At 71.4% G+C, this 23518-nt stretch carries 24 protein-coding genes; 10 read left to right on the top strand and 14 right to left on the bottom strand.

Translation table 11 applies throughout. The features are described from left to right. Window positions 1-39 precede the first annotated feature (39 nt). Window positions 40-1593 (top strand): ABC transporter substrate-binding protein, encoded by a 1554-nt coding sequence (locus tag ACZ51I_RS24435; protein WP_468879454.1) that lies wholly within the window; start codon window positions 40-42, stop codon window positions 1591-1593. A gap of 9 nt (window positions 1594-1602) precedes the next feature. On the opposite strand, the gene ACZ51I_RS24440 is transcribed toward ACZ51I_RS24435, so the two are convergent. The 4 genes from ACZ51I_RS24440 to ACZ51I_RS24455 form a co-directional block, all read right to left on the bottom strand. Further along, the gene (locus tag ACZ51I_RS24440) at window positions 1603-2358 is read right to left on the bottom strand and encodes a TetR/AcrR family transcriptional regulator (RefSeq protein WP_468879457.1); all 756 of its coding nucleotides are present in this window, start codon (window positions 2356-2358) and stop codon (window positions 1603-1605) included. 10 nt (window positions 2359-2368) lie between these two features. Further along, window positions 2369-2794, bottom strand: a complete 426-nt coding sequence (locus tag ACZ51I_RS24445; protein WP_468879460.1) for a thiol-disulfide oxidoreductase DCC family protein — start codon at window positions 2792-2794, stop codon at window positions 2369-2371. Window positions 2795-2811: 17 nt separating this feature from the next. Beyond that, window positions 2812-3246 carry a hypothetical protein gene (locus tag ACZ51I_RS24450; RefSeq protein WP_468879462.1) on the bottom strand — a complete coding sequence of 145 codons (435 nt, stop codon included), beginning with the start codon at window positions 3244-3246 and terminating at the stop codon, window positions 2812-2814. A gap of 140 nt (window positions 3247-3386) precedes the next feature. After that, on the bottom strand, window positions 3387-4610 hold the full coding sequence (locus ACZ51I_RS24455) for an MFS transporter (protein ID WP_468879465.1): 1224 nt from the start codon (window positions 4608-4610) through the stop codon (window positions 3387-3389). 87 nt (window positions 4611-4697) lie between these two features. Between ACZ51I_RS24455 and ACZ51I_RS24460 the strand changes: the two genes are divergently transcribed. Next, window positions 4698-5243: a MarR family winged helix-turn-helix transcriptional regulator gene (locus ACZ51I_RS24460; RefSeq protein WP_468879468.1), complete on the top strand. Its 546-nt coding sequence runs from the start codon at window positions 4698-4700 to the stop codon at window positions 5241-5243. A gap of 41 nt (window positions 5244-5284) precedes the next feature. Here the strand turns inward: ACZ51I_RS24460 and ACZ51I_RS24465 are convergent, their stop codons facing one another. The 6 genes from ACZ51I_RS24465 to ACZ51I_RS24490 all read right to left on the bottom strand — a co-directional run bounded on the left by ACZ51I_RS24465 (window position 5285) and on the right by ACZ51I_RS24490 (window position 10128). Then, window positions 5285-5827, bottom strand: a complete 543-nt coding sequence (locus ACZ51I_RS24465) for a hypothetical protein (protein WP_468879470.1) — start codon at window positions 5825-5827, stop codon at window positions 5285-5287. A gap of 84 nt (window positions 5828-5911) precedes the next feature. After that, window positions 5912-6670 (bottom strand): succinate dehydrogenase iron-sulfur subunit, encoded by a 759-nt coding sequence (locus ACZ51I_RS24470; RefSeq protein WP_468879472.1) that lies wholly within the window; start codon window positions 6668-6670, stop codon window positions 5912-5914. Then, window positions 6670-8424, bottom strand: coding sequence for a succinate dehydrogenase flavoprotein subunit (gene sdhA / locus ACZ51I_RS24475; RefSeq protein ID WP_468879475.1), 1755 nt, complete (start codon window positions 8422-8424; stop codon window positions 6670-6672). Before sdhA ends, ACZ51I_RS24470 begins: the two co-directional genes overlap by 1 nt. 25 nt (window positions 8425-8449) lie before the next feature. After that, window positions 8450-8929 (bottom strand): succinate dehydrogenase hydrophobic membrane anchor subunit, encoded by a 480-nt coding sequence (locus ACZ51I_RS24480; RefSeq protein ID WP_468879477.1) that lies wholly within the window; start codon window positions 8927-8929, stop codon window positions 8450-8452. Window positions 8930-8937: 8 nt separating this feature from the next. Beyond that, window positions 8938-9318: a succinate dehydrogenase, cytochrome b556 subunit gene (gene sdhC, locus ACZ51I_RS24485; protein WP_376589507.1), complete on the bottom strand. Its 381-nt coding sequence runs from the start codon at window positions 9316-9318 to the stop codon at window positions 8938-8940. Between the two features lie 192 nt (window positions 9319-9510). Continuing rightward, complete coding sequence (locus ACZ51I_RS24490; RefSeq protein WP_468879479.1) at window positions 9511-10128, bottom strand: 2-oxo-4-hydroxy-4-carboxy-5-ureidoimidazoline decarboxylase; 618 nt, start codon at window positions 10126-10128, stop codon at window positions 9511-9513. A gap of 219 nt (window positions 10129-10347) precedes the next feature. Between ACZ51I_RS24490 and ACZ51I_RS24495 the strand changes: the two genes are divergently transcribed. The 3 genes from ACZ51I_RS24495 to ACZ51I_RS24505 all read left to right on the top strand — a co-directional run bounded on the left by ACZ51I_RS24495 (window position 10348) and on the right by ACZ51I_RS24505 (window position 13484). Then, window positions 10348-11973, top strand: a complete 1626-nt coding sequence (locus ACZ51I_RS24495; RefSeq protein WP_468879481.1) for a beta-N-acetylhexosaminidase — start codon at window positions 10348-10350, stop codon at window positions 11971-11973. A gap of 269 nt (window positions 11974-12242) precedes the next feature. Then, the gene (locus ACZ51I_RS24500) at window positions 12243-12887 is read left to right on the top strand and encodes a DUF4328 domain-containing protein (RefSeq protein ID WP_468879483.1); all 645 of its coding nucleotides are present in this window, start codon (window positions 12243-12245) and stop codon (window positions 12885-12887) included. 66 nt (window positions 12888-12953) lie between these two features. Then, a complete protein-coding gene (locus ACZ51I_RS24505) occupies window positions 12954-13484 on the top strand; it encodes a hypothetical protein (protein ID WP_468879486.1) in 531 nt (176 codons plus the stop codon). Between the two features lie 6 nt (window positions 13485-13490). On the opposite strand, the gene ACZ51I_RS24510 is transcribed toward ACZ51I_RS24505, so the two are convergent. Next, window positions 13491-14231 carry a Clp protease N-terminal domain-containing protein gene (locus tag ACZ51I_RS24510; protein WP_468879489.1) on the bottom strand — a complete coding sequence of 247 codons (741 nt, stop codon included), beginning with the start codon at window positions 14229-14231 and terminating at the stop codon, window positions 13491-13493. A gap of 401 nt (window positions 14232-14632) precedes the next feature. Here ACZ51I_RS24510 and ACZ51I_RS24515 point away from each other — a divergent pair, with 401 nt between their 5' ends. Both ACZ51I_RS24515 and ACZ51I_RS24520 read left to right on the top strand, forming a co-directional pair. After that, a complete protein-coding gene (locus tag ACZ51I_RS24515) occupies window positions 14633-15322 on the top strand; it encodes an RNA polymerase sigma factor (RefSeq protein ID WP_468879490.1) in 690 nt (229 codons plus the stop codon). Beyond that, window positions 15322-16425, top strand: a complete 1104-nt coding sequence (locus ACZ51I_RS24520) for a hypothetical protein (RefSeq protein ID WP_468879493.1) — start codon at window positions 15322-15324, stop codon at window positions 16423-16425. The genes ACZ51I_RS24515 and ACZ51I_RS24520 overlap by 1 nt, the downstream gene beginning before the upstream one ends. A gap of 165 nt (window positions 16426-16590) precedes the next feature. Here ACZ51I_RS24520 and ACZ51I_RS24525 read toward each other — a convergent pair whose 3' ends face one another. Next, complete coding sequence (locus ACZ51I_RS24525) at window positions 16591-17478, bottom strand: L,D-transpeptidase family protein (RefSeq protein ID WP_468879495.1); 888 nt, start codon at window positions 17476-17478, stop codon at window positions 16591-16593. Between the two features lie 197 nt (window positions 17479-17675). On the opposite strand from ACZ51I_RS24525, the gene ACZ51I_RS24530 reads away from it, so the two are divergent. The 3 genes from ACZ51I_RS24530 to ACZ51I_RS24540 all read left to right on the top strand — a co-directional run bounded on the left by ACZ51I_RS24530 (window position 17676) and on the right by ACZ51I_RS24540 (window position 20862). Then, window positions 17676-19256 carry an acyl-CoA mutase large subunit family protein gene (locus ACZ51I_RS24530; protein WP_468879496.1) on the top strand — a complete coding sequence of 527 codons (1581 nt, stop codon included), beginning with the start codon at window positions 17676-17678 and terminating at the stop codon, window positions 19254-19256. A 93-nt stretch (window positions 19257-19349) separates the two neighbouring features. Further along, a complete protein-coding gene (gene leuE, locus ACZ51I_RS24535) occupies window positions 19350-20003 on the top strand; it encodes a leucine efflux protein LeuE (protein ID WP_468879498.1) in 654 nt (217 codons plus the stop codon). A gap of 37 nt (window positions 20004-20040) precedes the next feature. After that, the gene (locus ACZ51I_RS24540) at window positions 20041-20862 is read left to right on the top strand and encodes a MerR family transcriptional regulator (RefSeq protein WP_468879500.1); all 822 of its coding nucleotides are present in this window, start codon (window positions 20041-20043) and stop codon (window positions 20860-20862) included. 65 nt (window positions 20863-20927) lie between these two features. Here ACZ51I_RS24540 and ACZ51I_RS24545 read toward each other — a convergent pair whose 3' ends face one another. Then, the gene (locus tag ACZ51I_RS24545; RefSeq protein ID WP_468879502.1) at window positions 20928-22250 is read right to left on the bottom strand and encodes a polysialyltransferase family glycosyltransferase; all 1323 of its coding nucleotides are present in this window, start codon (window positions 22248-22250) and stop codon (window positions 20928-20930) included. Further along, window positions 22247-23305 (bottom strand): glycosyltransferase family 2 protein, encoded by a 1059-nt coding sequence (locus ACZ51I_RS24550; RefSeq protein ID WP_468879504.1) that lies wholly within the window; start codon window positions 23303-23305, stop codon window positions 22247-22249. The genes ACZ51I_RS24545 and ACZ51I_RS24550 overlap by 4 nt, the downstream gene beginning before the upstream one ends. Window positions 23306-23518 lie beyond the last annotated feature (213 nt).

Here is a 23518-nt window from a genome sequence, read left to right on the forward strand (position 1 = left end):
CGTCGCATCTGGGGTGGTACCTAAAAAAGGAAGCACGGCATGCGGTCGACGGTCCGTCTGCGGATCCTCATCACTTGTGGAGTTCTGGTGGCCGCCGGCGTGGGGGGCTGGCAGCTCCTGCCCTCCGACGACGCCCGGACGGATCCGATCACCGTCGGCACGACCGACGAAGTGACCTCGCTCGACCCGGCCGGTGCCTACGACGCCGGCTCCTGGGCCATGTACAGCAACGTCTTCCAGTCCCTGCTGACGTTCAAGCCGGGCCTGAGCCAGCCGGTCCCGGACGCCGCCGAGAGCTGCAAGTTCCTGGGCACCCGGCTCACCACGTACCGGTGCACCCTCCGCGACGACCTCACCTTCGCCAACGGGCGCAAGATCACCGCCGAGGACGTCACGTACTCCTTCGAGCGGATGCTGCGCATCAAGACGGACGTCGGTCCGCAGCCGCTCTTCCCGACCCTGAAGAGCGTCTCGGCCGAGGGGCGTACCGTCACCTTCCACCTGAGCGGCCGGGACGCCACGTTCCCGCTGAAGGTGGCCACGGGCGCCGGCTCGATCGTGGACAAGGACCAGTACCCGGCCGACAGGTTGCGGACGGGTACCGCGGTCGACGGCTCGGGGCCGTACGTCCTCAAGGAGTACAAGGAGGGCGAGTCCGCGCTCCTGGAGCCCAACCCGAAGTACAAGGGCGCCGTCACCAGGGCCGGTCACACCGTCCTCGTGAAGTACTTCGGCCAGTCCGCGGAGCTCGCCGCCGCCTGGAAGGCGAAGAACGTCGAGGTGACGCACCGGCAGCTCCCGCCGGAATTCGTCTCGACCCTGGACAGCGAGGACGGGACCCGGATCACCGAGGCGGAGAGCGCCGAGATCCGCAACCTCAACTTCAACGTCCGGCCCGGCTCGCCCATGGCGGACAAGGCCGTACGGCAGGCCGTCGCCGCCGTGCTCGACCGCCCGGCGATCACCGAGGGCGCCTACAAGGGCACGGTCGAGCCGCTGTACTCCCTCGTCCCGCAGGGCTTCGTCGGCCACAGCACCGCCTTCTTCGACCGTTACCCGGAGCCGAGCGGGAAGAAGGCCGAGGCCCTCCTGAAGGACGCCGGGGTCACGACGCCGGTGTCGTTCACCTACGGCTTCCGCAAGGACGCCGCCTACGCCGCCGAGGCCGCCGAGATCAAGCGGCAGCTGGAGGAGACCGGCCTGTTCGAGGTGAAGGTCGTCGAGGCCGACTGGCAGAGCTTCCAGAAGGGGTACGCGAAGGGCGCCTACGACGCCTACCCCGTCGGGTGGCTCCCCGACTTCCCCGACTCCGACAGCTTCACCGCGCCGCTCGTCGGCACCGACAACACCCTGCACAACGGTTTCTCCAGCAAGCGGATCGACGCCCTGATCTCCTCGACGCAGCAGTTCAGCGACCGGGGCCGGGCGACGAACGACTTCAGGGAGATCCAGAACGAGGTCGCCGCCGACGTCCCGCTCGTGCCGCTGTGGCAGAAGAAGGACTACGTCCTCTCCACGGAGGCGGTCGCCGGCTCCCAGTACCTGTCGGACGGCACGGGCATCTGGCGCCTGTGGGAACTGAGCTGGATCTAGGGCTCCTGGCTACGGCTTGGAGGCGGACCGCTTCGTGGGCTTGCCCGAGGCCGCCATCCCTGCCGCCGTCGGCATGAAGTCGGAGAGCAGTTCGTGCGTCTCCTTGACCAGCGGGCGCAGGATCCGGAAGCGGGAGAGCGAGATCGCACGGGCGGTGACCGGCGCGAGACGCTCCACCAGGCGCCGGCTGTTCGCCGCGCCCTCCGAGCGGTCGTACACCCAGAACAGCACCAGGCCCATCTGCTGGAGCCACAGCAACTGCGGCAGTGCCTCCCGCAGTTCCGGGTCGACCTTGACCGAGGCGCCGGAGATGACCCGCCGGTGCACCTCGATCGCGGCCTCGCGCGGACCCTCCGACTCGGGGGAGAAGGGGCTGAGCGGGCTGTCCGGGTCGGCGGCGTTCTTGAAGAACTGGGCCGCGAACTCGTGGTACGGCTCCGCGATGTCGAGCCAGCCGAGGTAGACCCCGCGGATCCGGGCGGTCAGGTCCTTCTCGGGACCGGTCAGGATGGGCTCGACGGCAGTCTGGTGCTCCTCGGCGATCCGGTCGTAGAAGCCCTGGACGAGGTGTTCCTTGGAGGAGAAGTAGTAGTACGCGTTGCCGACGGAGACTCCGGCCTCCTGGGCGATGGCCCGCATCGTCGTCTTGTCGTAACCGCGCTCCTGGAACAGCCGGAGCGCGGTTTCGAGGATGAGCGTGCGGGTCTGCTCGCTCTTGGGGGCCTTCTTGTCGTCGGCCTTCTTCTCTTCCTTCACGTCCTTCACAGGGCCGAGCCTAACCGGGCGGACGAGGCACCTCGCAGCGCCCGCCCTCGCAGGACCCGCCGTCCGTCCGCGGCCCCTTGAGTGCCTCGCGCCACCTGGCCGCCGCGAGGACGGTCATCCTGGCGAAGGGCTGTCCGGCGGGGGTGGCCAGCCAGTGGGCCCTGGCCCGGTGGTCGGCCAGGGCCCAGAGGCAGACGATCCAGGCGGAGGTCTCCCGGTAGACCTGGCCCCGGTCCCCGATCACGGTGATCTCCCGCAGGGTCGTGGCGTGGTCGAGGGCCGGGAAGAGGCGCCGTGCCTGGTGCGAGCCGGCCGGTACGAGGTCGAGCGGGACGAGTTGCCGCTGGCGCAGCAGCCAGTGCCTGAGGTGCACGCAGAGCGGGCAGTCGGCGTCGTACAGCACGGTCAGGCGTCCCACGGGGGTCGTGGGCTGCACCGGGGCCGACACCGTGGTCAGCCCTGCGGCGCGGGCGGGGCCCAGGGGCCGCGCTTGGGGGCCGTGGTCCAGCCCTGGGGGCCGACGGGGGGCACCTGTTCGCGCTCCATGACGCCGCGGCGGCGGATCTTGTTGAGCACGTACACGTTCGCGAGGTGCATCACGCCGAGGACGAGCAGGACCACTCCGAGCTTGACGGAGAGGGCCTCGAAGAGGGCCCGGGCGTCGAGGACGGCCGCGTCCTGGCTCAGGTAGAGGGCGACGAAGCCGAAGTTGACGAGGTAGAAGCCGACCACCAGGAGGTGGTTGACGGCGTCCGCGAGCTTCTCGTTCCCGTGCAGGACGTCGGAGAGGAAGATCCTTCCGTTGCGGCTGAGTGTGCGGGCGACCCAGATGGTGAGGGCCACGCTGATCAGCAGGTAGAGGATGTACGCGACGACAGTGAGGTCCATGCCCCACGCTCCCTTGAACGCGTTCAAAAGCTGGCAGTCATGACTGTAGACCCACTCTTGAACGTGTTCAAGTCGCTCCGTGAAGAGTCTCCTTCCGGGCGGAAGCCGTGGACCGGGGCCCCGGCCCCCGCTGAACGGGCCTACCTGAAGCGCCTCACGCCCGGCACCAGCGCCGTCCCCAGGCAGCACCCGCCCACCACCACCGCCGCGACGGTCAGCGGCACTTGGGAGCCCCACGCCGAGGCCGCGAGCGGGGCCAGGGCGTACCCCAGGGGCATCGCGGCGAGCGAGAGCAGCCAGTCGTACGAGGTGACCCGGGCGAGCGCGTGGACGGGCACCGCGCGCTGGACGGCCGTCTCCCACACGGGGGAGAGGAAGCCGAGGCCCGCCTGCGCGATGCCGTAGGCCGCGATCGTCAGCGGCGCGGGCGCGGCGGCGGCGAGCAGGGCGAGCGGCAGGGCGTACGTGGCGAGGCCGATGTTCGCCGCGAGGACCGGGCGCCGGGGGCGGGCCCGGTCGGCGAGCAGCGCGCCGAGGAGGAAGCCGACGGCGCCGACCTGGAGGAGGACGACCCAGGTGGTGCCGCCGCCGAGCCGGTCCACGGCGATGGCGGGCCCGAGGGTCATGAGGACGGCGGCGGCGCCGTTCCAGGCGCTGTGGCCGATGAGGCTGGCCCAGTACCAGTCGCGGGAGCGGACCTCCTGCCAGCCCTCGGCGAGGTCGGCGCGGAGCGAACGGCGCGGGACCGGGACCCGCTTCACCCGAACGGCGGTCAGGAGCAGGGCGCTGACGGCGAAGGTGGCAGCGTCGAGGACGAACGCCCAGCCGGGGCCCACGGTCAGGACCAGGGTGCCGGCGAGCGCGGGTCCGGCGAGCCGGGAGGCGCTCTGGGCGACGCCCATCGCCGCGTTGGCCCGGTGCAGCGACTCCTCCGGCACCGTGCCCTTCACCAGCGGCGAGCCGGTCGGCATCGCGAAGGCCCCGGCGGCGCCGCCGAGCGCCTCGGCGACCGCGAGGACGGCGAGGCTGGGGGCGCCGCCGAGCAGTTGGAGGCCGACGAGGAGCTGGGTGGCGCAGCGTACGAGGTCCGTGGTGAGGGCGACCGTACGGGCGTCGAAGCGGTCGCCCACGACGCCTCCCAGGGGCAGCAGGAGCAGCTTGGGGATCATCGCGCAGCCGAGGACCAGGGCGAGCGCCGAGGTGGAGCCGGTGGCCTCGAGGACGGCGAGGGCGAGGGCGGCGGGGATGGCGGCGTCGCCGAGGAGGGAGAGGGCGCGGCCGGTGAAGAGGAGGCGGAAGGAGCGGGTGCGGAGGGGGTGGGGAGCGGGCGGGGCCGTGACGGGGCGCACGGGGGCGGTGGGCATGAGCCGCAGAGTATTTCGGTACCGAATAATTCGTCAACGAAATACTTCGGCAGGGGCCGGGTGCCCGTGCCGACGTACGATCAGCCCATGGCCCCCGACGAGGAACAGCAGGAACCGCGGACCCCGCGCGACTGGACCGACGAGCACGTCGCCCGCTGGCAGCCCGTCCTGCCCGGCCTCGACCCCGTCGTCGAGGGCGCGGTCACCCGCATGAAGAAGCTCTCGGTCCATCTGCGCCGGGTCAGGGAGCAGTCCCTCGTCGACTTCGACCTGGAACGCCACGAGTTCGACACCCTCCACAAGCTCGCGGGGCGCGGCGGCAGCGCCGCACCCTCCGAACTCGCCCAGGACCTCGACCTGGCCCCCGCCTCCGTCTCCGGGCGCCTCGACGCCCTGGAGAAACGCGGCTTCGTCCGCCGTACCCAGTCCACGACCGACCGGCGCCGGGTCGTCGTCGAACTCACCGCCTCCGGGCGCGAGACCTGGCTCGGCGCGATGGACGTCCTCGGTCACGAGGAGGAGCGACTGCTCGGCGTCCTCAGCCCCGAGGAGCGCGAGCTGCTCAACGACATGCTGCGCCGGATCATGACCGAGGCCGAGGCGGGCGGCCCCGCCCACGGCTGGCACGCCTGACGGTCATCCCTGGGCCCCGGTGCTCCTGGGCCCCGGGTTCCTCACATGCTCAGCGAGCGCGCGTAGTTGAGCTGTCCCATGACCCAGTGGATGGTGTCCGGGCCCGTCGCCGGGATCATCGTCGAATGGTGGCGGCCGCCGCTGGTGACCGTGACCTGGATGAAGCCGGTCGTGGTCTTCTCCTTCATCAGCAGGAACAGCAGGCCGAGCAGACAGAAGATGAAGAAGATCACGGCGAGGACGATCGCCACGGTCGGCATCTTCTCCTCGGTCCGCGACATGTCCATCGCGTTCCACACGGCGCCCTTGAGGGGCATGTTGCCGGCCGGCGTGATGATCTGGTCGCCGACCACGGTGATGTCACCGAGGCTCAGCAGCGGCGCCCCGCCGCCCGCCGGAGCGTGCTGCGGCGGCAGCTGCACGCCGCCCGGCAGGGTCGGCTGGTAGGGCGGAGGCGTCTGCGGGTACCCGTACCCGGGCGTCGCGTCCTGCGGGTATCCGTACGCCGGGCCCCCGGGCGCGCCGCCCTGCTGCCCCGGCCCCCACTTGTACTCACCGTCCGCGTAAGGGTTCGGCTCGCTCATCAGTCCCCGTCCTTCACAAAGAAAAAAGCCCGCTCCTGCACGCCGCAGCGTACAGAAGCGGGCCGGAACACCGAACCGCTCGGGTCAGAAACGACGCGTGATCAGCGCGCGCTTCACTTCCTGGATCGCCTTGGTGACCTCGATGCCACGCGGGCACGCGTCCGTGCAGTTGAACGTCGTGCGGCAACGCCACACGCCGTCCTTGTCGTTCAGGATCTCCAGGCGCTGCTCGCCCGCCTCGTCACGCGAGTCGAAGATGAAGCGGTGCGCGTTGACGATCGCGGCCGGACCGAAGTACTGGCCGTCGTTCCAGAAGACCGGGCAGGACGAGGTGCACGCGGCGCACAGGATGCACTTCGTGGTGTCGTCGAAGCGCTCGCGGTCCTCGGCGGACTGCAGACGCTCACGCGTCGGCTCGTTCCCCTTGGTGACCAGGAACGGCATGACGTCCCGGTACGCCTGGAAGAACGGCTCCATGTCCACGACCAGGTCCTTCAGGACCGTCAGGCCCTTGATGGCCTCGACCGTGATCGGCTTCTCGGGGTTGATGTCCTTGATCAGCGTCTTGCAGGCAAGCCTGTTCTTGCCGTTGATCCGCATCGCGTCCGAGCCGCAGATGCCGTGCGCGCACGAGCGACGGAAGGTCAGCGTGCCGTCGACGTCCCACTTGATCTTGTGGAGGGCGTCGAGCACACGCTCCTTCGGGTCGATCTCGATCTGGAAGTCCTCCCAGACCGCGGCGTCCGACACCTCGGGGTTGAAGCGGCGGATCCGCATCGTGACCGTGATGTACGGGGAGGCGGCGGATTCCTTCTCCACCTTGTCCAGTACGGGAGTAGCCATCAGTACTTACGCTCCATCGGCTGGTAGCGGGTCTGGACGACCGGCTTGTAGTCGAGACGGACGGTCTCGGAGCCGTCCTCGCCGACCTCGCGGTACGCCATGGTGTGGCGCATGAAGTTGACGTCGTCGCGGTTCGGGTAGTCCTCGCGGTAGTGACCGCCGCGGGACTCCTTGCGCGCCAGGGCCGAGACGGCCATGACCTCGGCCAGGTCGAGCAGGTTGCCCAGCTCGATGGCCTCGAGCAGGTCCGTGTTGAAGCGCTTGCCCTTGTCCTGGACGGACACGTTCAGGTAGCGCTCGCGCAGCTCGGCGATCTTCTCGACGGCCGTCTTGATGGTCTGCTCCGTGCGGAACACCATCACGTTGGCGTCCATCGTCTCCTGGAGCTCGCGGCGCAGGTCGGCGACCCGCTCGTTGCCCGTGGAGTTGCGCAGCCGCTCGACCTGCTCCTCGACGAACGACGCCGGGTTCTCCGGCAGCTCGACGAAGTCGGCCTTGGCCGAGTACTCGGCGGCGGCGATACCGGCGCGCTTGCCGAAGACGTTGATGTCGAGCAGCGAGTTGGTGCCCAGGCGGTTGGCGCCGTGCACCGACACGCACGCGACCTCACCGGCGGCGTACAGGCCCGGGACGACCGTGGTGTTGTCGCTGAGGACCTCACCCTGGACGTTGGTCGGGATGCCGCCCATGGCGTAGTGCGCGGTGGGCTGGATCGGGATCGGGTCCGTGTACGGCTCGATGCCGAGGTACGTACGGGCGAACTCGGTGATGTCCGGGAGCTTGGCGTCGAGCTGCTCCGGCGGAAGGTGCGTCAGGTCCAGGTAGACGTGGTCGCCCTCGGGGCCGCAGCCGCGGCCCTCGCGGATCTCCGTGTAGATGGAGCGGGAGACGACGTCACGGGACGCGAGGTCCTTCATGACCGGCGCGTACTTCTCCATGAAGCGCTCGCCGTCCTTGTTGCGCAGGATGCCGCCCTCACCGCGGGCGCCCTCCGTCAGCAGGATGCCCATGCGCCAGATGCCCGTCGGGTGGAACTGGAAGAACTCCATGTCCTCCAGGGGCAGACCGCGGCGGTAGCAGGCGGCCTGGCCGTCACCGGTCAGGGTGTGCGCGTTGGAGGTCACCTTGAAGAACTTGCCGGTGCCGCCGGAGGCGTAGATCACGGCCTTCGCCTGGAAGATGTGGATCTCGCCGGTGGCCAGCTCGTACGCGACGACGCCGGCGGACTTCTTGACGCCGTCGACCTCGGTGATCAGCTGGTCCAGGACGTAGAACTCGTTGAAGAACTCCACGCCCTCCTTGACGCAGTTCTGGTACAGCGTCTGGAGGATCATGTGGCCGGTGCGGTCCGCGGCGTAGCAGGACCGGCGGACCGGGGCCTCGCCGTGGTTGCGGGAGTGACCGCCGAAGCGGCGCTGGTCGATGGTGCCGTCCGGGGTGCGGTTGAACGGCAGGCCCATCTTCTCCAGGTCGAGGACGGCGTCGATGGCCTCCTTCGCCAGGATCTCGGCGGCGTCCTGGTCGACCAGGTAGTCACCGCCCTTGACCGTGTCGAAGGTGTGCCACTCCCAGTTGTCCTCCTCCACGTTCGCCAGTGCGGCGGCCATGCCGCCCTGCGCGGCGCCCGTGTGGGAGCGGGTCGGGTAGAGCTTCGTCAGCACGGCGGTGCGGCTGCGCTTCGTCGCCTCGATGGCGGCGCGCATGCCGGCGCCGCCGGCGCCGACGATGACGGTGTCGTACTTGTGGATCTTCATGACGTGGATTACCTCAGCCCCGTGCCTAGCGGATGTTCGGGTCGAAGGTGAAGATCACCAGCGTGCCCAGAAGGATGGTGAACACCGTGGCGGTGTACAGCAGGCCCTTGAGCCACAGGCGCGTGTTGGCCCGCTCCGCGTAGTCGTTGATGACCGTACGGAGGCCGTTGGCGCCGTGCAGCATGGCGAGCCAGAGCATCAGCAGGTCCCAGACCTGCCAGAACGGGGACGCCCAGCGGCCGGCCACGAAGGCGAAGCCGATCTTGGTGACGCCGCCGTCCAGGAAGAGCTGGATCAGCAGGTGGCCGAGGACCAGGACGACGAGGACCACGCCCGAGAGGCGCATGAAGAGCCACGCGGCCATCTCGAAGTTGCCGCGGGTCGCGCGCGGGGTCCTGCCCGTGCGCTTGCGGGGGGCCTCGATGTACGGCGCGGGGTTGTCCACGTCGTAGTGCGCGCCGCCCTCGACGGGGCCGATCGCAGCGGAGGTCGTGTCAGCAGACATGAGTGGCGTCAGCTCCCGAACAGTTCACGTGCGGCGTGGCCGAGGACCGGGTAAAGCGAGAAGGCCATCAGCACGACCCAGATGCCCACGACGGTCCAGAGCATCTGCTTCTGGTAGCGCGGGCCCTTGGACCAGAAGTCCACGGCGATGACCCGGAGGCCGTTCAGCGCGTGGAAGAGGATGGCGGCGACGAGACCGTACTCGAGGAGAGCGACGATCGGCGTCTTGTAGGTCGCGACGACCTCGTCGTACGCCTCGGGGGAGACGCGGACGAGAGCGGTGTCCAGCACGTGTACGAACAGGAAGAAGAAGATGAGGACGCCGGTGACTCGATGAGCCACCCAGCTCCACATTCCTTCCCGGCCGCGGTACAGCGTTCCAGCCGGCACGGAAAAACCCTCCGGGAGCGGGGATCAGGGTCGGCCGGCTTCTCTGTCGGTCTGACCCGGCCGGGTACGGTCCACCGGCCCCGGTCATCGTAGCGACGACTTGTCGGTTCGCTCGCGCGGGGTCCATCGGTGTGATCAAACAGGCACGGACGGGCTATCACACAGACCGGAATCGCCGTATTCCGGACGAGATCACGGCCCGGAGTGTCGCGGTGTGAGCCCCTCGGCCACCCGGAAGGCCAGCCGGGCGCGGGCGAGCCGCCTGAGTTCGTCGGCGGCGATGACCCGTTCCTCCTCCGCTTCGTTGCCGAGACGTGACCGGATGCCTGCCAAAACCTGGTCGAGCCGCTCCCCGGGGCGCACTCCGTCGAGGCTGATCACGAACGCGTGTCCGAAACTGCTCTCGTACGCGGCGTGGGCGGCCCGTAGCGCGGTCCGGGCGGCCGGCGGGGCGTCCGGGTGCGGCAGCGCGGAGGACTCGGCGGCCAGGGCCTCGTCGAGATCGGCGCGGGACAGGTCGTAACCGGCCTCGTCGGCGGCGGCGAGCAGCGCGTCCACCGTCGGGTACGGGCGGTGGGCCGCCACCCGTTCGGCCCAGCGCGTGCTGTGGCAGCAGGACAGCAGCAGCGCCACGGCCTCGGCGGGCGGGGCCGCGTTGAACCCGACGAGACCGCCGGTGTGCCGGGCGTGGGTCTGCTGGGCGGGTATGGCAGGCGCGTCCGTGGAGCCCGGCTTCCGGCAGGGGGTGTGGGTGTCGCTGGTCAGCGTGGGCTCCGGTACTCCGGGACGGGTGGGGTGGACGTGACGCAACGTTATCGACGGGATGGGGGAAGTGTCCGACGGATGCGCGAATTTCACCCGGAAGGGAGAGTTTCGGAACAGATGATGGACGACCGGCTTCCGTCCCGGCGACCGGGTTCCGCTCCCGCACTGGGCGGGGGCCGTCCCGCCACCGGGTGAGGGCCGCCCCCGCGACCGGCTCCCGTTACGCCGACTGGTGGGACGGCCATCCGTAGGGGAGGATTCCGAATGATGCGGTACTCCATCCGGGGACCTCGCCGAGGCCCCGCCCTCCTGGCGACCGCGGTGGCGCTGGCCACCGTGGCGGCCTGCTCGAACGGCGCCGCGTCCGGCCCGTCCGGCCCGTCCTCCACGGGCGCGTCCGCGAGCGCCGCGCCCACGAGCGCCCCGCCGCCCAGCCCGACGCCGACGCCCACGCCCTCGAAGAACTACCCGCTCTCCACCGCGCCGCGGACCGTCCCCGCCGTCCGTTCCCACGAGGCCGCCCGTGGCCCCGGCTGGAAGCCCGCGCCCACGGGCGGGGTCGTCCTCGCCGCGAACAGCGAGGCCCTCGCCGACGAGGGGCAGCTGCTCGCCGGGGAGCTCGGCATCCCCTACCGCGGCGCCGCCGCGGCCGGACCCGGGGACGTCGAACTGGCCCTGGGCGGGACGGGCGCCCCCGAGTCGTACGCCCTGACGGTCACGGGCGGCCGCGTCCGGATCGCCGGCCCCGACGAGGCCGGGGTCTTCTACGGCACCCGCACCCTCAAGCAGTCGGTCAAGGCCACCGGCGCCATGCCGGAGGGGACCGTCACCGACCGGCCCGCGAAACCGCAGCGCGGACTCATGGTCGACATCGCCCGCAAGCACTTCACCGCCGCCTGGCTCGAGGACCGCATCCGGGAGATGGGCGACCTCAAGCTCAACCAGCTCGGGCTGCACTTCTCCGACGACCAGGGCTTCCGGATCGAGTCCGAGAGCCACCCGGAGATCGTCTCCGCTCAGCACCTCACCAAGGCCGAGGTCCGCCGGATCCTCGCCCTGGCGGCGAGCCGCCACATCACGGTGATCCCCGAGATCGACTCGCCGGGGCACCTCGGCGCCGTCATCGCCGCCCATCCCGGGCTCCAGCTCGTCAGCGCGAGCGGCCGGGCCCCGCGCGGGACCGTCGACATCGCGAACCCGGACGCGGCGAGGATCGTCGACGAGCTGCTGCGCGAGTACACCCGGCTCTTCCCCGGCGCGTACTGGCACCTCGGCGCCGACGAGTACGTCGCCCTCATGGCGAAGAACCCCGAGGTGAGCTACCCGGGCCTGGCGCGGGCCGCGCGGGCGAAGTACGGGCCGAACGGCCGCGTCCAGGACCTCGCCACCGGCTGGCTCAACGACCGCGCCGCCGTCGTCCGGCCCACCGGCAAGACCCTCAAGGCCTGGAACGACGGCTTCTTCACGGGCGGAGTGGCCAGCCCGGACAAGGACATCGAGGTGGAGTACTGGACGGGCCGGGAGATCGGCGCCCGGCAGCCCGTCTCGTACCTGAGCGCGGGCCGCAAGCTGGTCAACCTCAACGACGACTACCTCTACTACATCCTCGGCGAGCCCAACCGGTTCCCGTACCCCACCGGCCGCCGGATCTACGAGGAGTGGACCCCGCGCGTGGTCCGCGGCTCCACCCCCGTGCCGGCGCGGTACGACCCCCAGATCCTCGGCGCCCGCTTCGCGGTCTGGTGCGACCTGTCCGGGGCGCAGACGCAGGCGCAGGTGGCTGCCGGCATCCGCCTCCCCCTCGCGGCCCTCGCCCAGAAGGTCTGGGACCCGACGAAACCGACGCTGACCTGGGCGGAGTTCAAGGCGCTGGCGGCGCAGGTGCGCTGAGCTGGGTTTCGCGCGAGCTGTACGCGAACCTCACGGCTTACGACGCGCTGTACCTGGCGCTCGCCGAGGGGTACGACGTGCCGCAGGTGACGAGCGACGGCCGGGACGGCGCGCGCGCCACGTGCGCGGTCGAGGTGTTCAACGACGGGACCCACCGGGTGGAGTGAGGCCTGGCGCCTCCATTTTTGTCGTGGACGCGACCGCTCCGGATCCCGTAGGTTCCCCCGGCGGCCGCCGAGTGGCCGCCGCGCGTTCCTGGGGGGAACCACTTGCTCACGCTCAAGAATCCGAACGGCCTCGCGAAGGCCGTCGTGGCCCTGTTGGCCGGAAACATCTTCTTCGACGTCCTGCTCGGTGTGATCGAGGCCCGCTGGCTGATGGCCGACGCGATGCCTTACACCTTCGATCCGGCCGTGTTCGGGCCGGTCGACCTGAACGTGGCCTACAGCATGGCGTTCACGCTGTTCGCGGCGACCGTCGTCGTCTTCGTCATCTGGTTCCACCGGCTGCGGAACAACGCCGAGGTCTGGGCCGGCGATCTGCAGGGCCGGAAGCCCGGCTGGGCCTTCGGCGGCTGGTTCGTCCCGGTCGGCAACCTCTGGATCCCGCGGGTGATCGCCGTCGACATCTGGCGGGCCAGCCGCCGGCAGCCGTATGCCGCTGACGGTGCCCGGGAGCTGACGCTCCTGAATGCCTGGTGGGTGTTCTGGATCGCCGACTGGGTCGTCGACAGGATCGCCACGCAGGTGTACAAGCACGCCGAGACGCTGGAGGCCTACGACGCCGCCGCCGGCTGGGCCCTTGCGAGCTACGTCGTCGACATCGTCGCCGCCGTCCTCGCGATCCTCGTCGTCCGGCGTCTGACCTCTATGCAGCACGCCAAGGCCACTGGCATGATTCCGGCCGCGCAGTGACGAAAAAGCGCCCCTCGGCGCAGTAGGGGAAGTACTGCGTCCGCATCGGGTGGCGAGGAGGCGTCCATGACGTCCGTGACGAGCACGAGCCTGCAGGACCTCTTGGACCGCGCCGACACCCGCGGCCTCGCGGCCGCCGGGCTCGCGTGTCTCGACCGGTGCCTGCCGCTGCTCGCCCCCGACCGGGGTGAGGTGCTGCGGCCGGTGTGGGCCGCGGTGGCGCGCGGGGACGGCGGGGCGTGGGCCGAGGCCGTCGGCAAGGCCCGTGCCGAGCTGGACGGCGCGGGGGGCGAGGACGCGGACGCCGGCGGGATCGTCACGATGGTGCGCGCGATGCTCGACGGTGTTCCCGCCGAGTGGGCCGAGGAGCCCCTGCGGGCCTGGGCCGGGCGGTGTTCGTCGGTGGCGCTCACCGTGCACCGCCTGTACGACGCGACGGAGGCCGGCCCGCTCCACGACGGCGAGCTCCGCCGCCAGCAGGCCGCCCTCGAAGCGGTCGCCCACGGCCCGACCGGACTGCGCCGGGCGCGTGAGCTCTCCGTCGAGGGCGGCCGGGTGCTGCGCGCGGTCGTCTCCCGCCGGGCCCGCACCGCCTGAGGGCCGCTACTCCTGCTCGGGCGCCTGGATCGCGACCGAGGCGATCACCTCGGCGATCTCCCGCTCCGCCGTGGCCTTGTCCAGGCCGAGGCCGCTCAGCACGCCCTGCCCGTCCTCGTGCTCCAGGAGGGCCAGCAGGATGTGCTCGGTGCCGACGTAGTTGTGGCCGAGGCGCAGGGCCTCGCGGAACGTCAGCTCCAGGACCTTCTTCGCGTCCGCGTCGAACGGGATCAGCGGCGGGATCTTCTCCGCCTGTGCCGGCAGGGTCGGGGTCACCGCGGCGCGCACGGCCTCCTCCGTCACGTCGTGCCCGGCCAGCCAGCGCATGGCGAGCGACTCGGGCTCGGCGAGCAGGCCGAGGACGAGGTGACCCGGCACGATCTCCGCGTGGGCGGCCGTCCGGGCTTCCTCCTGTGAGGCCACGACCACTTTGCGGGCGCGCGGGGTGAAGCGGCTGAACCCGGCGTTCGGGTCCATCGTGGAGGCGTCGGGGTCCTTCGGTACGAACCGCTTCTGGGCCGCCTGGCGGGTGACGCCCATGCTGCGGCCGATGTCTGTCCAGGAGGCACCGGAGCGCCGGGCCTGGTCCACGAAGTGGCCGATGAGGTGGTCGGCGACGTCGCCGAGGTGGTCCGCCGCGATGACCGCGCCGGAGAGCTGCTCCAGGGCGTCGGTGTGGACCTTCTTGATCGCTTCGATGAGCTCGTCGAGACGGACGGGGACATTCATGCCGACTGGATTCGTCATGAGGCAACCTTAGGTTGACACCCCGCTACTGTCAACGACTAGTTGACACCTGGAGGGCGTACTGCACCCCCGGCACCCGGAAGATCGCGAAAAAGAGTGAGAAATCAGCGGAGAAGAGGGGGAAATGGGAGACGACCGAGGCCGCCACCCCCCACAGGAGAGGCCCCGGTCGTCGCCCACGGAGCCGCAGCACGGCTCCGTACTCCTATCAGCGCCAGGTGTGCGGTTTCTGTCACACCCTCAAGGCCCCCGGAGGTTGCGAGTTGTACAAAGACCCCGGGCCGCGTGGACGTGACGCCGCGACACGACGTAGCGTGCAGGTGCGCGAGGCAGCGTGGCGGTGATGACCAGCCGCGAAGACGCGGGGCGCGACCACGTCACCGACGAACAGGGTTTGGGGAGTGCTGGGGGACGACGCGGAGCTGACGGCCGCGGTGCTCGCTGCGCAGGACGGGGACGAGGACGCCTTCCGTACTGTGTATCGCGCCGTGCATCCCCGGCTGCTCGGCTACATACGTACGCTGGTCGGCGACGGGGACGCCGAGGACGTCGCCTCCGAGGCCTGGCTCCAGATAGCCCGTGACCTCGACCGCTTCGACGGCGACGCGGACCGGTTCCGCGGCTGGGCGGCCCGGATCGCCCGCAACCGCGCCCTCGACCACATCCGGATGCGCGGCAGGCGCCCCGCCATGGGCGCCGACGAGACCGAACTCACCGACAAGCCGGCCGATTCCGACACGGCCGGCGAAGCCCTGGAGGCCCTCGCCACCGGCGACACCATGCACCTGATCGCCCAGCTCCCGCAGGACCAGGCCGAGGCCGTCGTGTTGCGCGTCGTCGTCGGCCTCGACGCCAAGAGCGCCGCCGACACCCTGGGCAAACGCCCCGGCGCCGTACGCACCGCCGCGCACCGGGGGCTCAAGAAGCTCGCCGAACTCCTCGGGGCCGACGGCGGCCCGGACGGGCCGGACGGCACGGGCGGGAGCGTCGTCCCGCTGGACGGCGTCCCTCCGCAACGCGGACGCGCGCCGGGCCCCGTGGCCCCGGGCGGTGTGACGCAATCACGTCGGCGTACGCAGAAGGACATGTGATGGCCGACGAGCGGTACCAGTGGCTCGACCAGGAGGCCGCGGAGCGGCTGCTCCGCGGCGAGCCGGTCGAGGCCGTCGACGACCGTGCGCGCGCCGAGGCCCAGCGCCTCGCCGACGCCCTCGGCACGGCCCGCGTCCCCGCGGCCGCGCGCACCGAACTCCCGGGCGAGGCGGCGGCGCTCGCCGCCTTCCGCAAGGCCACCGCCGAGCGGGCCGCGTCCGCCGCCGTGTCCGCGCCCGCGGGCCGCGCCACCGTCGCCGAACTGGGCCGGGTAAGGCTCGCGCCGGTGACCGCCCCGGCGCGTCGCTGGGGTCGTTCCGTACGGTACGGACTGGCCGCCGCGGTCGCCGCCGTCACGGTCGGCGGTGTCGCCGTCGCCGCCGGCACCGGTGTGCTGCCCCTCGTCGGCCCCGAGCCCGCCAGCTCCGTCACGGCGGTCGAGACGGGCGACCCGCTCGTCTCGAAGGAGCCCGGAATACGCCAGGACCCCGAGGCACCCCCGACGGAACCGGGCGGCGGCGATCCCCCGCCCAGCTCGTCCCCCTCGGCCGGCTCCGGGTCCATCACCCCCACCCCCCGCGTCCCCGACGGACGCGGCGCCGACACCCCGGGCCCCGGCACCCCGACCCCCGGCAGGACGCCCGAAGGCCGGGGCGAGACCACCGGCACCGGCACCGGCTCCGCCGACGTCCGCGAGAAGGCGCTCAAGGCCTGCCGGGAGTACCGGACGGGCAAGCTCGACGCCACCGGCCGGCAGCAGCTCACGAGCACCCTGCGCGACGGCGAGACCCTGCGCCGCTACTGCGACCGGATCCTCTCCGGCGACACCGGCGCTCCCGAGGGCGACGCCGACGGCGACACGAAAAACGACAAGGGCGACGGCAAGGACGACTCCGAGGACTCGTCCCGCGGCGGCCACGAGGGCGGCTCGAAGGGCGGGTCCGACGACGGCTCCAAGAGCGGTGGCGGAAGCGGCGCCCCGGGCGCCGGCGCCGGAATCCGGTCCGGAACCGTCCTCCCCGACACCCGGCTCCTGGCCGGAGTCACCACCGCGCTGCCCGCCGGAATCACCGCCGAGACGCGCCTCCCGCTCGGGGTGTAACACTTCTCGGCCCGTCGGCGCAGTAAGAAGTGCCGACTGGTCATCGGCCGCGCAGAGAGCCGGGGTTCCCCCCGTACCTACGGCTCCGCGCACCCGGCGCGGGTGGGACACGTTCCCCCGGTCCCACCCGCGCCCCTTCTTCCTCTCACTGGCGCTCTCCCGCTCCTACCAGTAGACGACGACCTTGTCGCCGACCTTCGCCTGGTCGAAGAGGGTGGAGAGCTTGGCCCGGTCCCGGACGTTGACGCAGCCGTGCGAGGCGCCGGCGTAGCCGCGGGCCGCGAAGTCCGCCGAGTAGTGCACGGCCTGGCCGCGGCTGAAGAACATCGCGTACGGCATGGGGGTGTGGTAGATCGTCGACGTCCAGTCCTTCGCCTTCCACTCGACCGTGAAGAGGCCCTCGCGGGTCGGCGTGTTCTCCGAGCCGAAGCGGACGTCCATCGACGAGACCACCTTGCCGTCGATCATCCAGGCCAGGGTCCGGCTCTCCTTGCTGATGCAGAGCACCCGGCCGGTCAGGCACCGCGGGTCCGGGGCGTCCAGCTTGTTCGTCGTCGACGGCTTCAGCTCGTCGGCGGTCGGCTTCCGGGTCGCGGAGAGCAGCTGCCGCCAGGTCGTCTCGTCGACCGAGCCCGTCTCCGGCAGCCCCCGGCGGGCCTGGAACCTCTTGACCGAGGCCGCGGTCATCGTCCCGTAGAAGCCGGTGGGGGCCCGGTCGAAGAAGTCGAGCTGCCGCAGCCGCGCCTGGAGCTCGCGCACCTGCTCGTTCTCGTCCCCGTCGCCCATGAGCGCCTTCGGCGCGGGCGTTCCCGTGGAGGGCGTGGCCGAGGGGACGGCCGAGGAGGGGGACGGCGGCTTGTCGTCCGCGGGCGCCGAGGTGGAGGGCGTGGTGCTCGGGGCGGTGGTCCCGGGCGCGGTGGAGGTCGGCGCGGGCGCCGTACTCGTGCCCGTACCGGCACCTGCGCCGGACGTCTCCGGCGTGCAGCCGGCGGCGAGTGCCACCGCCGCCGCTGCCAGCACCGCTCTGCGTATGACGGAAGAAGACCGCTTCATCGTTGCCCCCCGGGACGTGTCGTGTGTACCTAGGGATGCTTCCCGGTCGCCCGTGGTTGCGCGGCCGTGGCGCGAACCGCGCATGCTTGTGAGGAAGGTCCCAGCGCGCTGCCCTCCATCGCCCGCGCACCCGCCACTACAGTCCGTCGCGAGGGTCGGTACCGCTGAGCAGCAGGTCTATTCGGGAGGCACCACGCATGGCGCGCGAGTCGGAGTCGGGACTGCCCATCGAGCCGGTCTATGGACCGGACGCCCTGGACGGTTGGGATCCCGCCGAGAAGCTGGGTGAGCCGGGCGCGTACCCCTTCACGCGCGGGGTGTACCCCTCGATGTACACCGGGCGGCCCTGGACCATGCGGCAGTACGCCGGTTTCGGCACCGCCATCGAGTCCAACGCCCGCTACAAGCAGCTCATCGCCAACGGCACCATGGGCCTGTCGGTCGCCTTCGACCTGCCGACCCAGATGGGCCACGACTCCGACGCCCCCCTCGCGCACGGCGAGGTCGGCAAGGTCGGCGTCGCCATCGACTCGATCGACGACATGCGCGTCCTGTTCGACGGGATCCCGCTGGACAAGGTCTCCACGTCGATGACGATCAACGCCCCCGGCGCCCTCCTCCTCCTGCTCTACCAGCTCGTCGGCGAGGAGCAGGGCGTCCCGGCGGACAAGCTGACCGGCACGATCCAGAACGACGTGCTCAAGGAGTACATCGCCCGCGGCACGTACATCTTCCCGCCGAAGCCCTCGCTGCGGCTGATCGCGGACATCTTCAAGTACTGCCGGACCGAGATCCCGAAGTGGAACACCATCTCGATCTCCGGCTACCACATGGCAGAGGCCGGCGCCTCGCCCGCGCAGGAGATCGCGTTCACCCTCGCCGACGGCATCGAGTACGTCCGCACGGCCGTCGCCGCCGGCATGGACGTCGACGACTTCGCGCCCCGCCTCTCCTTCTTCTTCGTGGCCCGCACGACGATCCTGGAGGAGGTCGCCAAGTTCCGCGCGGCCCGCCGGATCTGGGCGCGGGTGATGAAGGAGGAGTTCGGCGCGGAGAACCCCAAGTCGCAGATGCTCCGCTTCCACACCCAGACCGCCGGCGTGCAGCTCACCGCCCAGCAGCCCGAGGTCAACCTGGTGCGCGTCGCCGTGCAGGGCCTCGCGGCCGTCCTCGGCGGCACGCAGTCGCTGCACACCAACTCCTTCGACGAGGCCATCGCCCTGCCGACGGACAAGTCCGCCCGCCTCGCCCTGCGCACCCAGCAGGTCCTGGCGTACGAGACGGACGTCACCGCGACCGTCGACCCCTTCGCGGGCAGCTACGTCGTCGAGAAGATGACCGACGACGTCGAGGCCGCCGCCCTGGAGCTGATGGGCCGGGTCGAGGAGATGGGCGGCGCGGTCAGCGCCATCGAGCGCGGCTTCCAGAAGAGCGAGATCGAGCGCTCGGCCTACCGGATCGCGCAGGAGACCGACAGCGGCGAGCGGGTCGTCGTCGGCGTCAACCGCTACACCGTCGACGTCGAGGAGCCCTACGAGCCGCTCCGCGTCGACCCGGCGATCGAGGCCCAGCAGGCCGAGCGCCTCGCCAGGCTGCGCGCCGAGCGCGACCAGCCGGCCGTGGACGCGGCGCTCGCCGAGCTGAAGAAGGCCGCCGAGGGAACGGAGAACGTCCTCTACCCGATGAAGGCCGCCCTCAAGGCCCGCGCGACCATCGGCGAGGTCTGCGACGCGCTCCGGGAGGTCTGGGGCGTGTACGTCCCGACCGACGCCTTCTAGATACCCGCGCTCGCCGCGTTGTCGGGATCGCCCTCGTACGTCTTAGGCGCACGTCACAGCGGAGTGTCGTACTGACATGCGACACTCCGCTTCATGCTGGGTGTCACCGATCTTCCGACCTATCTCGCCGGGCTCGTCCTCATCATCCTCCTCCCGGGGCCGAACTCGCTGTACGTGCTGTCCGTCGCCGCCCGCAAGGGCACCCGGACCGGCTACCAGGCCGCCGCCGGGGTCTTCACCGGCGACGCGGTCCTGATGACGCTCGCCGCCCTCGGCGCCGCCTCGCTGCTCCAGACCACCCCGCTCCTCTTCATGATCGTGAAGTACGCGGGCGCGGGATACCTGGCCTGGATGGCGTACGGAATGCTGCGCGCCGCCCTGGCGATGTGGCGCACCCGGCACGAGCCCGCCGCCGAGTCCGCAGCCGAGGCGGACGCGGGTCCCTCCGAGCACCCGTACCGCCGGGCGCTGATCATCAGCCTCTTCAACCCGAAGGCGATCCTCTTCCTGATCTCCTTCTTCGTGCAGTTCGTCGACCCGTCCTACGCCTACCCGGCGCTCTCCTTCCTGGTCCTCGGCACCCTGCTCCAGCTCGGCAGCTTCCTCTACCTGACGACCCTGATATTCGGCGGCACCCGGCTCGCCGCAGCCTTCCGGCGCCGCAAGCGCCTCTCGGCGGGAGCGACCTCCGCGGCCGGCGCCCTCTTCCTCGGCTTCGCCGTGAAGCTCTCGGCGGCGGGTGCTTGACCCTCACACCGTGTGAGGCCGTTCCGTAGGAGGCGTCATGTTTGCCATCGGAGACTTCGCCCGGCACGGGCGGGTGTCGGTCCGGATGCTGCGCCACTACGACGCCATCGGACTGCTGCGCCCGGCCCACGTCGACCCGCACAGCGGCTACCGCTTCTACACGGCGGACCAGCTCGCCCCGCTCAACCGCGTCATCGCGCTCAAGGACCTCGGCTTCACCCTCGAACAGGTGGGGGCGATCCTCCGGGAGGAGCTCGGCGCGGAGGAGCTGCGGGGGATGCTGCGCCTGCGCCAGGCCGAGCTGGAAGCGGCCCTGGAGGCGGCGCGGGCCCGGCTCGCCCAGGTCGGTGCGAGGCTCCGCGCGATCGAGAGCGAGGGACGCATGTCCACCCAGGACGTCGTCGTCAAGAAGGTTCCCGCCGTCCGTGTCGCCGAGCTGAGCGGGGTCGCGGCGAGCTTCGGCCCCGAGGACATCGGGCCGGTCATCGGCCCGCTGTACGAGGAGCTGTGCGGCCGGCTGGAGCGCGCGGGCGTCACCGGTTTCGGGCCCGCCGTCGCGTACTACGAGGACGCGGGCACGGGGGACGGTTCGGTCCGCGTGCACGCCGCGACGACCGTGCCGGAGGGCACGGCCGCGGAGGGCGTCGAGGTGCACGTCCTGCCCGGCATCGAGGAGGCGGCCACCATCGTCCACCGGGGGTCGATGGACGGGATCCTGCCGACCGTGCAGACCCTGGCCGCCTGGATCGACACCAACGGCTACCGGTCCGCCGGCTACGCCCGCGAGCTGTACCTGGAGTGCCCGGCGGACCCGGCCGGCTGGGTCGCCGAGATCCAGGAGCCGATCGTCCGCGCCTGACCACCCGTCGCTGAGGGCCCGGGACCCCCGCACGGGTCCCGGGCCCTCAGCTTCCACCGCGCCCGCTACCTCTTCAGCGCCTTGCGCAGCCGCAGCGCGCGGCGCGCGAGCCGGCGGACCTTCGGGTGGCGGGGGATCGGCAGGCCGCCCGGCAGGTTCAGGACGGTGAGACGGCGCCGGGTGAAGTGGTGGCGGGTGCGCTCGGCGAGCGGGCCGGAGAGGTGCCGTACGGCAGGCTCCCGCAGCTCCGGGCGTATCTTCGGCTGCATCGCGAAGCCGACCGCCGCGACCAGGTCGTTCAGCTCCTCCGTACCGACCTCGGGGCCGGCGTCCTTCGCCTCCAGGGGCGGTACGACCGCGTCGACGACCGTGAGCGGTATCCGGTTGCTGTTCTGGAACGGGGTGAGCCGCTCCAGGAGGGCGCGCGTGCCGACCCGGGCGGTGGGCAGGCCGTAGAAGGTCGCCGCCGTGAGCAGCGCCGTGGAGAAGCAGCCGACGACGAGCGCGGGCCGCAGCTCGCGGTAGAGCACCTCGGCGAGGAGGGGCCGGTCCTCGACGGTCAGGTCGGCGCCGAGCTCCCGCGCCCCTTCCACCAGGGTCCGCGACCAGGCGTCCGGGGCCGTCGGGTGCGGCTTGAAGACGAGCCGCCGGTGGCCGCGGGCGATCGCGCCCCGGACCATCCGCAGGTGCAGCTCCTCCTCCTCGGCGGCGGTCAGCAGGTTCAGCGCGGCCAGGTACTGGCCGAGGAGCAGCACGGGGCCCCCTTCCGGGGCGCAGGCCCCGGCGGCCGGGCCCGCCAGCTCCTCGACGACCTTCGTGAACGCCTCCGTCGGCACCGGCTCCGGCTCCGCCCCGAACTCGGCGAGCAGCAGCGGCGCGAGCCCGGGGACGAGGTCCAGGTGGAGCAGCCGGCCCACGCGTCCGCCGATCAGCGGGTCGATCTTGTTACGCGTCGGCCCGTAGCTCATCAGGCCGTCCGCGTACACGGTGATCGGCGCGTCCGGAAGCAGCTGGGCGATGGCGAGGGCGGGTGTCACCTGGAGTGATTCCAGGGCGAGTTCGACCCGGTCGTCACCCAGGTTCCAGAGCGAGCGCAGATGGCGCTGGAGGAGCGGCAGGTCGCTCGCGCGCGGGGTCCAGCCGGCCGGGTGGAGGGGGGAGATCGTCTCGTTCCAGGACAGGACGGAGTCGAAGCGGCCGCGCAGCCGCCCGAAGCCCTCGGCCTCGTCCAGGGCGGGGGTCGTCTCGGGCACGGCCGCGTTGTTGGTGACGAGGAGGATCCGGCGGTCGGCGGCGCCGAAGCAGTCGCTGTCGAGCGCGGCGGCGAGCGTCACGGCGCCGTACAGAGTGGAGGCGCAGAAGATCTGGGTGGTCCGGCGGGCGCTCACGCGGCCACCTCCGGGGAGCCGGTGACGCTCGCGCGGACCGGGGCCGCCTCCGGGGAGCCGGGGCCGCCTTCACGGACCGGTGCCGCCGGCGGGGGTGCGGGGCGGCGCCTGCGCAGCCGGCGCAGCATCGTCGCGCGGTCCCCGCCCATCGCGGTCAGGGCCTCGTCGAGGACCTCCTGCGGCATCCGCCGCAGCGCGCCCGCGCTCATCGCCTTCAACCGACGCGCCACCTCGGGCTCGAACCGTTCGGCCGAACCGATGTGATGGGAAATCACCGCGCAATACGTGCGGACGGCCTTGGGAAGAAGAAGGTCCGCGTCCGCGTCCTTCGCCGTTTCCTCGACGACCTGGTCGAAGGCGCGGATGAAATCCAATTGCCGGACGTCGCCGATCTGGGTGAGCGAGGTAGCCACCCCCCGCCGGTAGAACACGCCGAGTTCTCCGATCGCGGCGAACGATTCCGCCTCGCGGTGGAGTTTCCAGATCCACGGCCGGTCCTCGGCCGTCCGAAGGCCGTGCGGGAAGTGGAGCAGGCCCCGGTCGAGAAGCCGCCGGTGGTAGATCCCGGCCCAGGCGTACGGGTAGTCGACCGAGGTCGTCCGGTGCGCCGGCAGGATCGAGTCCCGGGGGCGCAGCACCTCGCCGCGCCGGGGGACCGGCACTCGGCGCACCGCCCGGTTGCGGCCGGTGACCGAGACGTGGTCGGTGCGCAGGAAGTCGCAGCGCAGCGACTCGGCGGCGGCGACGAGGCGCCCGTAGTAGCCGGGGGCGAGCCAGTCGTCCCCGTCGAGGAAGGCGATGTACTCGCCGCGGGCGGCGTCGAGGCCGGTGTTCCGGGCCGTGGCGAGGCCCTCGTTGTGCTCGTGCCTGATCAGGACGGCACCCGGGATCTCGCGCGCGGCCCGTTCGAGGAGCTCCGGCGTCCCGTCCGACGAGCAGTCGTCGACCAGGAGGAACTCGAAGTCCTCGCGGGCGTTGGCCCGCAGGCTCGTGAGGGTGTCGGGGGCGTATGTCTGCACGTTGAAGAACGGCACGACGACGGAGAGCTTGACCACGGGGCCGACGCTAGGCGTCGCCCCGGCATTCCCACCAACCCCCGGACGGCTTTTCGGTGAACACCAGGCGGCGGGCCGATTAACCGCCTTTCCCCGCAAGGGAAATCGGCCTTCTCCTGTCCGGACCTCGACCCGCTTCAACGGCCGGAGAGGCGCTGTTCACCGTTTGTTGTGGCTCAGTTGGGCCGGAAAGCGGAATACCCTTCTAGCGTC

The sequence above is a fragment of the Streptomyces sp. NPDC034084 genome (assembly GCF_055575535.1).

What these genes read in the sequence shown, in the direction of transcription:
- ACZ51I_RS24435 (WP_468879454.1), top strand. Translation starts at nt 40, where the DNA reads ATGCGGTCGACGGTCCGTCTGCGGATCCTCATCACTTGTGGAGTTCTG.
- ACZ51I_RS24450 (WP_468879462.1), bottom strand. Translation starts at nt 3,246, where the DNA reads ATGGACCTCACTGTCGTCGCGTACATCCTCTACCTGCTGATCAGCGTG.
- ACZ51I_RS24455 (WP_468879465.1), bottom strand. Translation starts at nt 4,610, where the DNA reads ATGCCCACCGCCCCCGTGCGCCCCGTCACGGCCCCGCCCGCTCCCCAC.
- ACZ51I_RS24460 (WP_468879468.1), top strand. Translation starts at nt 4,698, where the DNA reads ATGGCCCCCGACGAGGAACAGCAGGAACCGCGGACCCCGCGCGACTGG.
- ACZ51I_RS24465 (WP_468879470.1), bottom strand. Translation starts at nt 5,827, where the DNA reads ATGAGCGAGCCGAACCCTTACGCGGACGGTGAGTACAAGTGGGGGCCG.
- ACZ51I_RS24470 (WP_468879472.1), bottom strand. Translation starts at nt 6,670, where the DNA reads ATGGCTACTCCCGTACTGGACAAGGTGGAGAAGGAATCCGCCGCCTCC.
- sdhA (WP_468879475.1), bottom strand. Translation starts at nt 8,424, where the DNA reads ATGAAGATCCACAAGTACGACACCGTCATCGTCGGCGCCGGCGGCGCC.
- ACZ51I_RS24480 (WP_468879477.1), bottom strand. Translation starts at nt 8,929, where the DNA reads ATGTCTGCTGACACGACCTCCGCTGCGATCGGCCCCGTCGAGGGCGGC.
- ACZ51I_RS24495 (WP_468879481.1), top strand. Translation starts at nt 10,348, where the DNA reads ATGATGCGGTACTCCATCCGGGGACCTCGCCGAGGCCCCGCCCTCCTG.
- ACZ51I_RS24505 (WP_468879486.1), top strand. Translation starts at nt 12,954, where the DNA reads ATGACGTCCGTGACGAGCACGAGCCTGCAGGACCTCTTGGACCGCGCC.
- ACZ51I_RS24510 (WP_468879489.1), bottom strand. Translation starts at nt 14,231, where the DNA reads ATGACGAATCCAGTCGGCATGAATGTCCCCGTCCGTCTCGACGAGCTC.
- ACZ51I_RS24520 (WP_468879493.1), top strand. Translation starts at nt 15,322, where the DNA reads ATGGCCGACGAGCGGTACCAGTGGCTCGACCAGGAGGCCGCGGAGCGG.
- ACZ51I_RS24525 (WP_468879495.1), bottom strand. Translation starts at nt 17,478, where the DNA reads ATGAAGCGGTCTTCTTCCGTCATACGCAGAGCGGTGCTGGCAGCGGCG.
- ACZ51I_RS24530 (WP_468879496.1), top strand. Translation starts at nt 17,676, where the DNA reads ATGGCGCGCGAGTCGGAGTCGGGACTGCCCATCGAGCCGGTCTATGGA.
- leuE (WP_468879498.1), top strand. Translation starts at nt 19,350, where the DNA reads ATGCTGGGTGTCACCGATCTTCCGACCTATCTCGCCGGGCTCGTCCTC.
- ACZ51I_RS24540 (WP_468879500.1), top strand. Translation starts at nt 20,041, where the DNA reads ATGTTTGCCATCGGAGACTTCGCCCGGCACGGGCGGGTGTCGGTCCGG.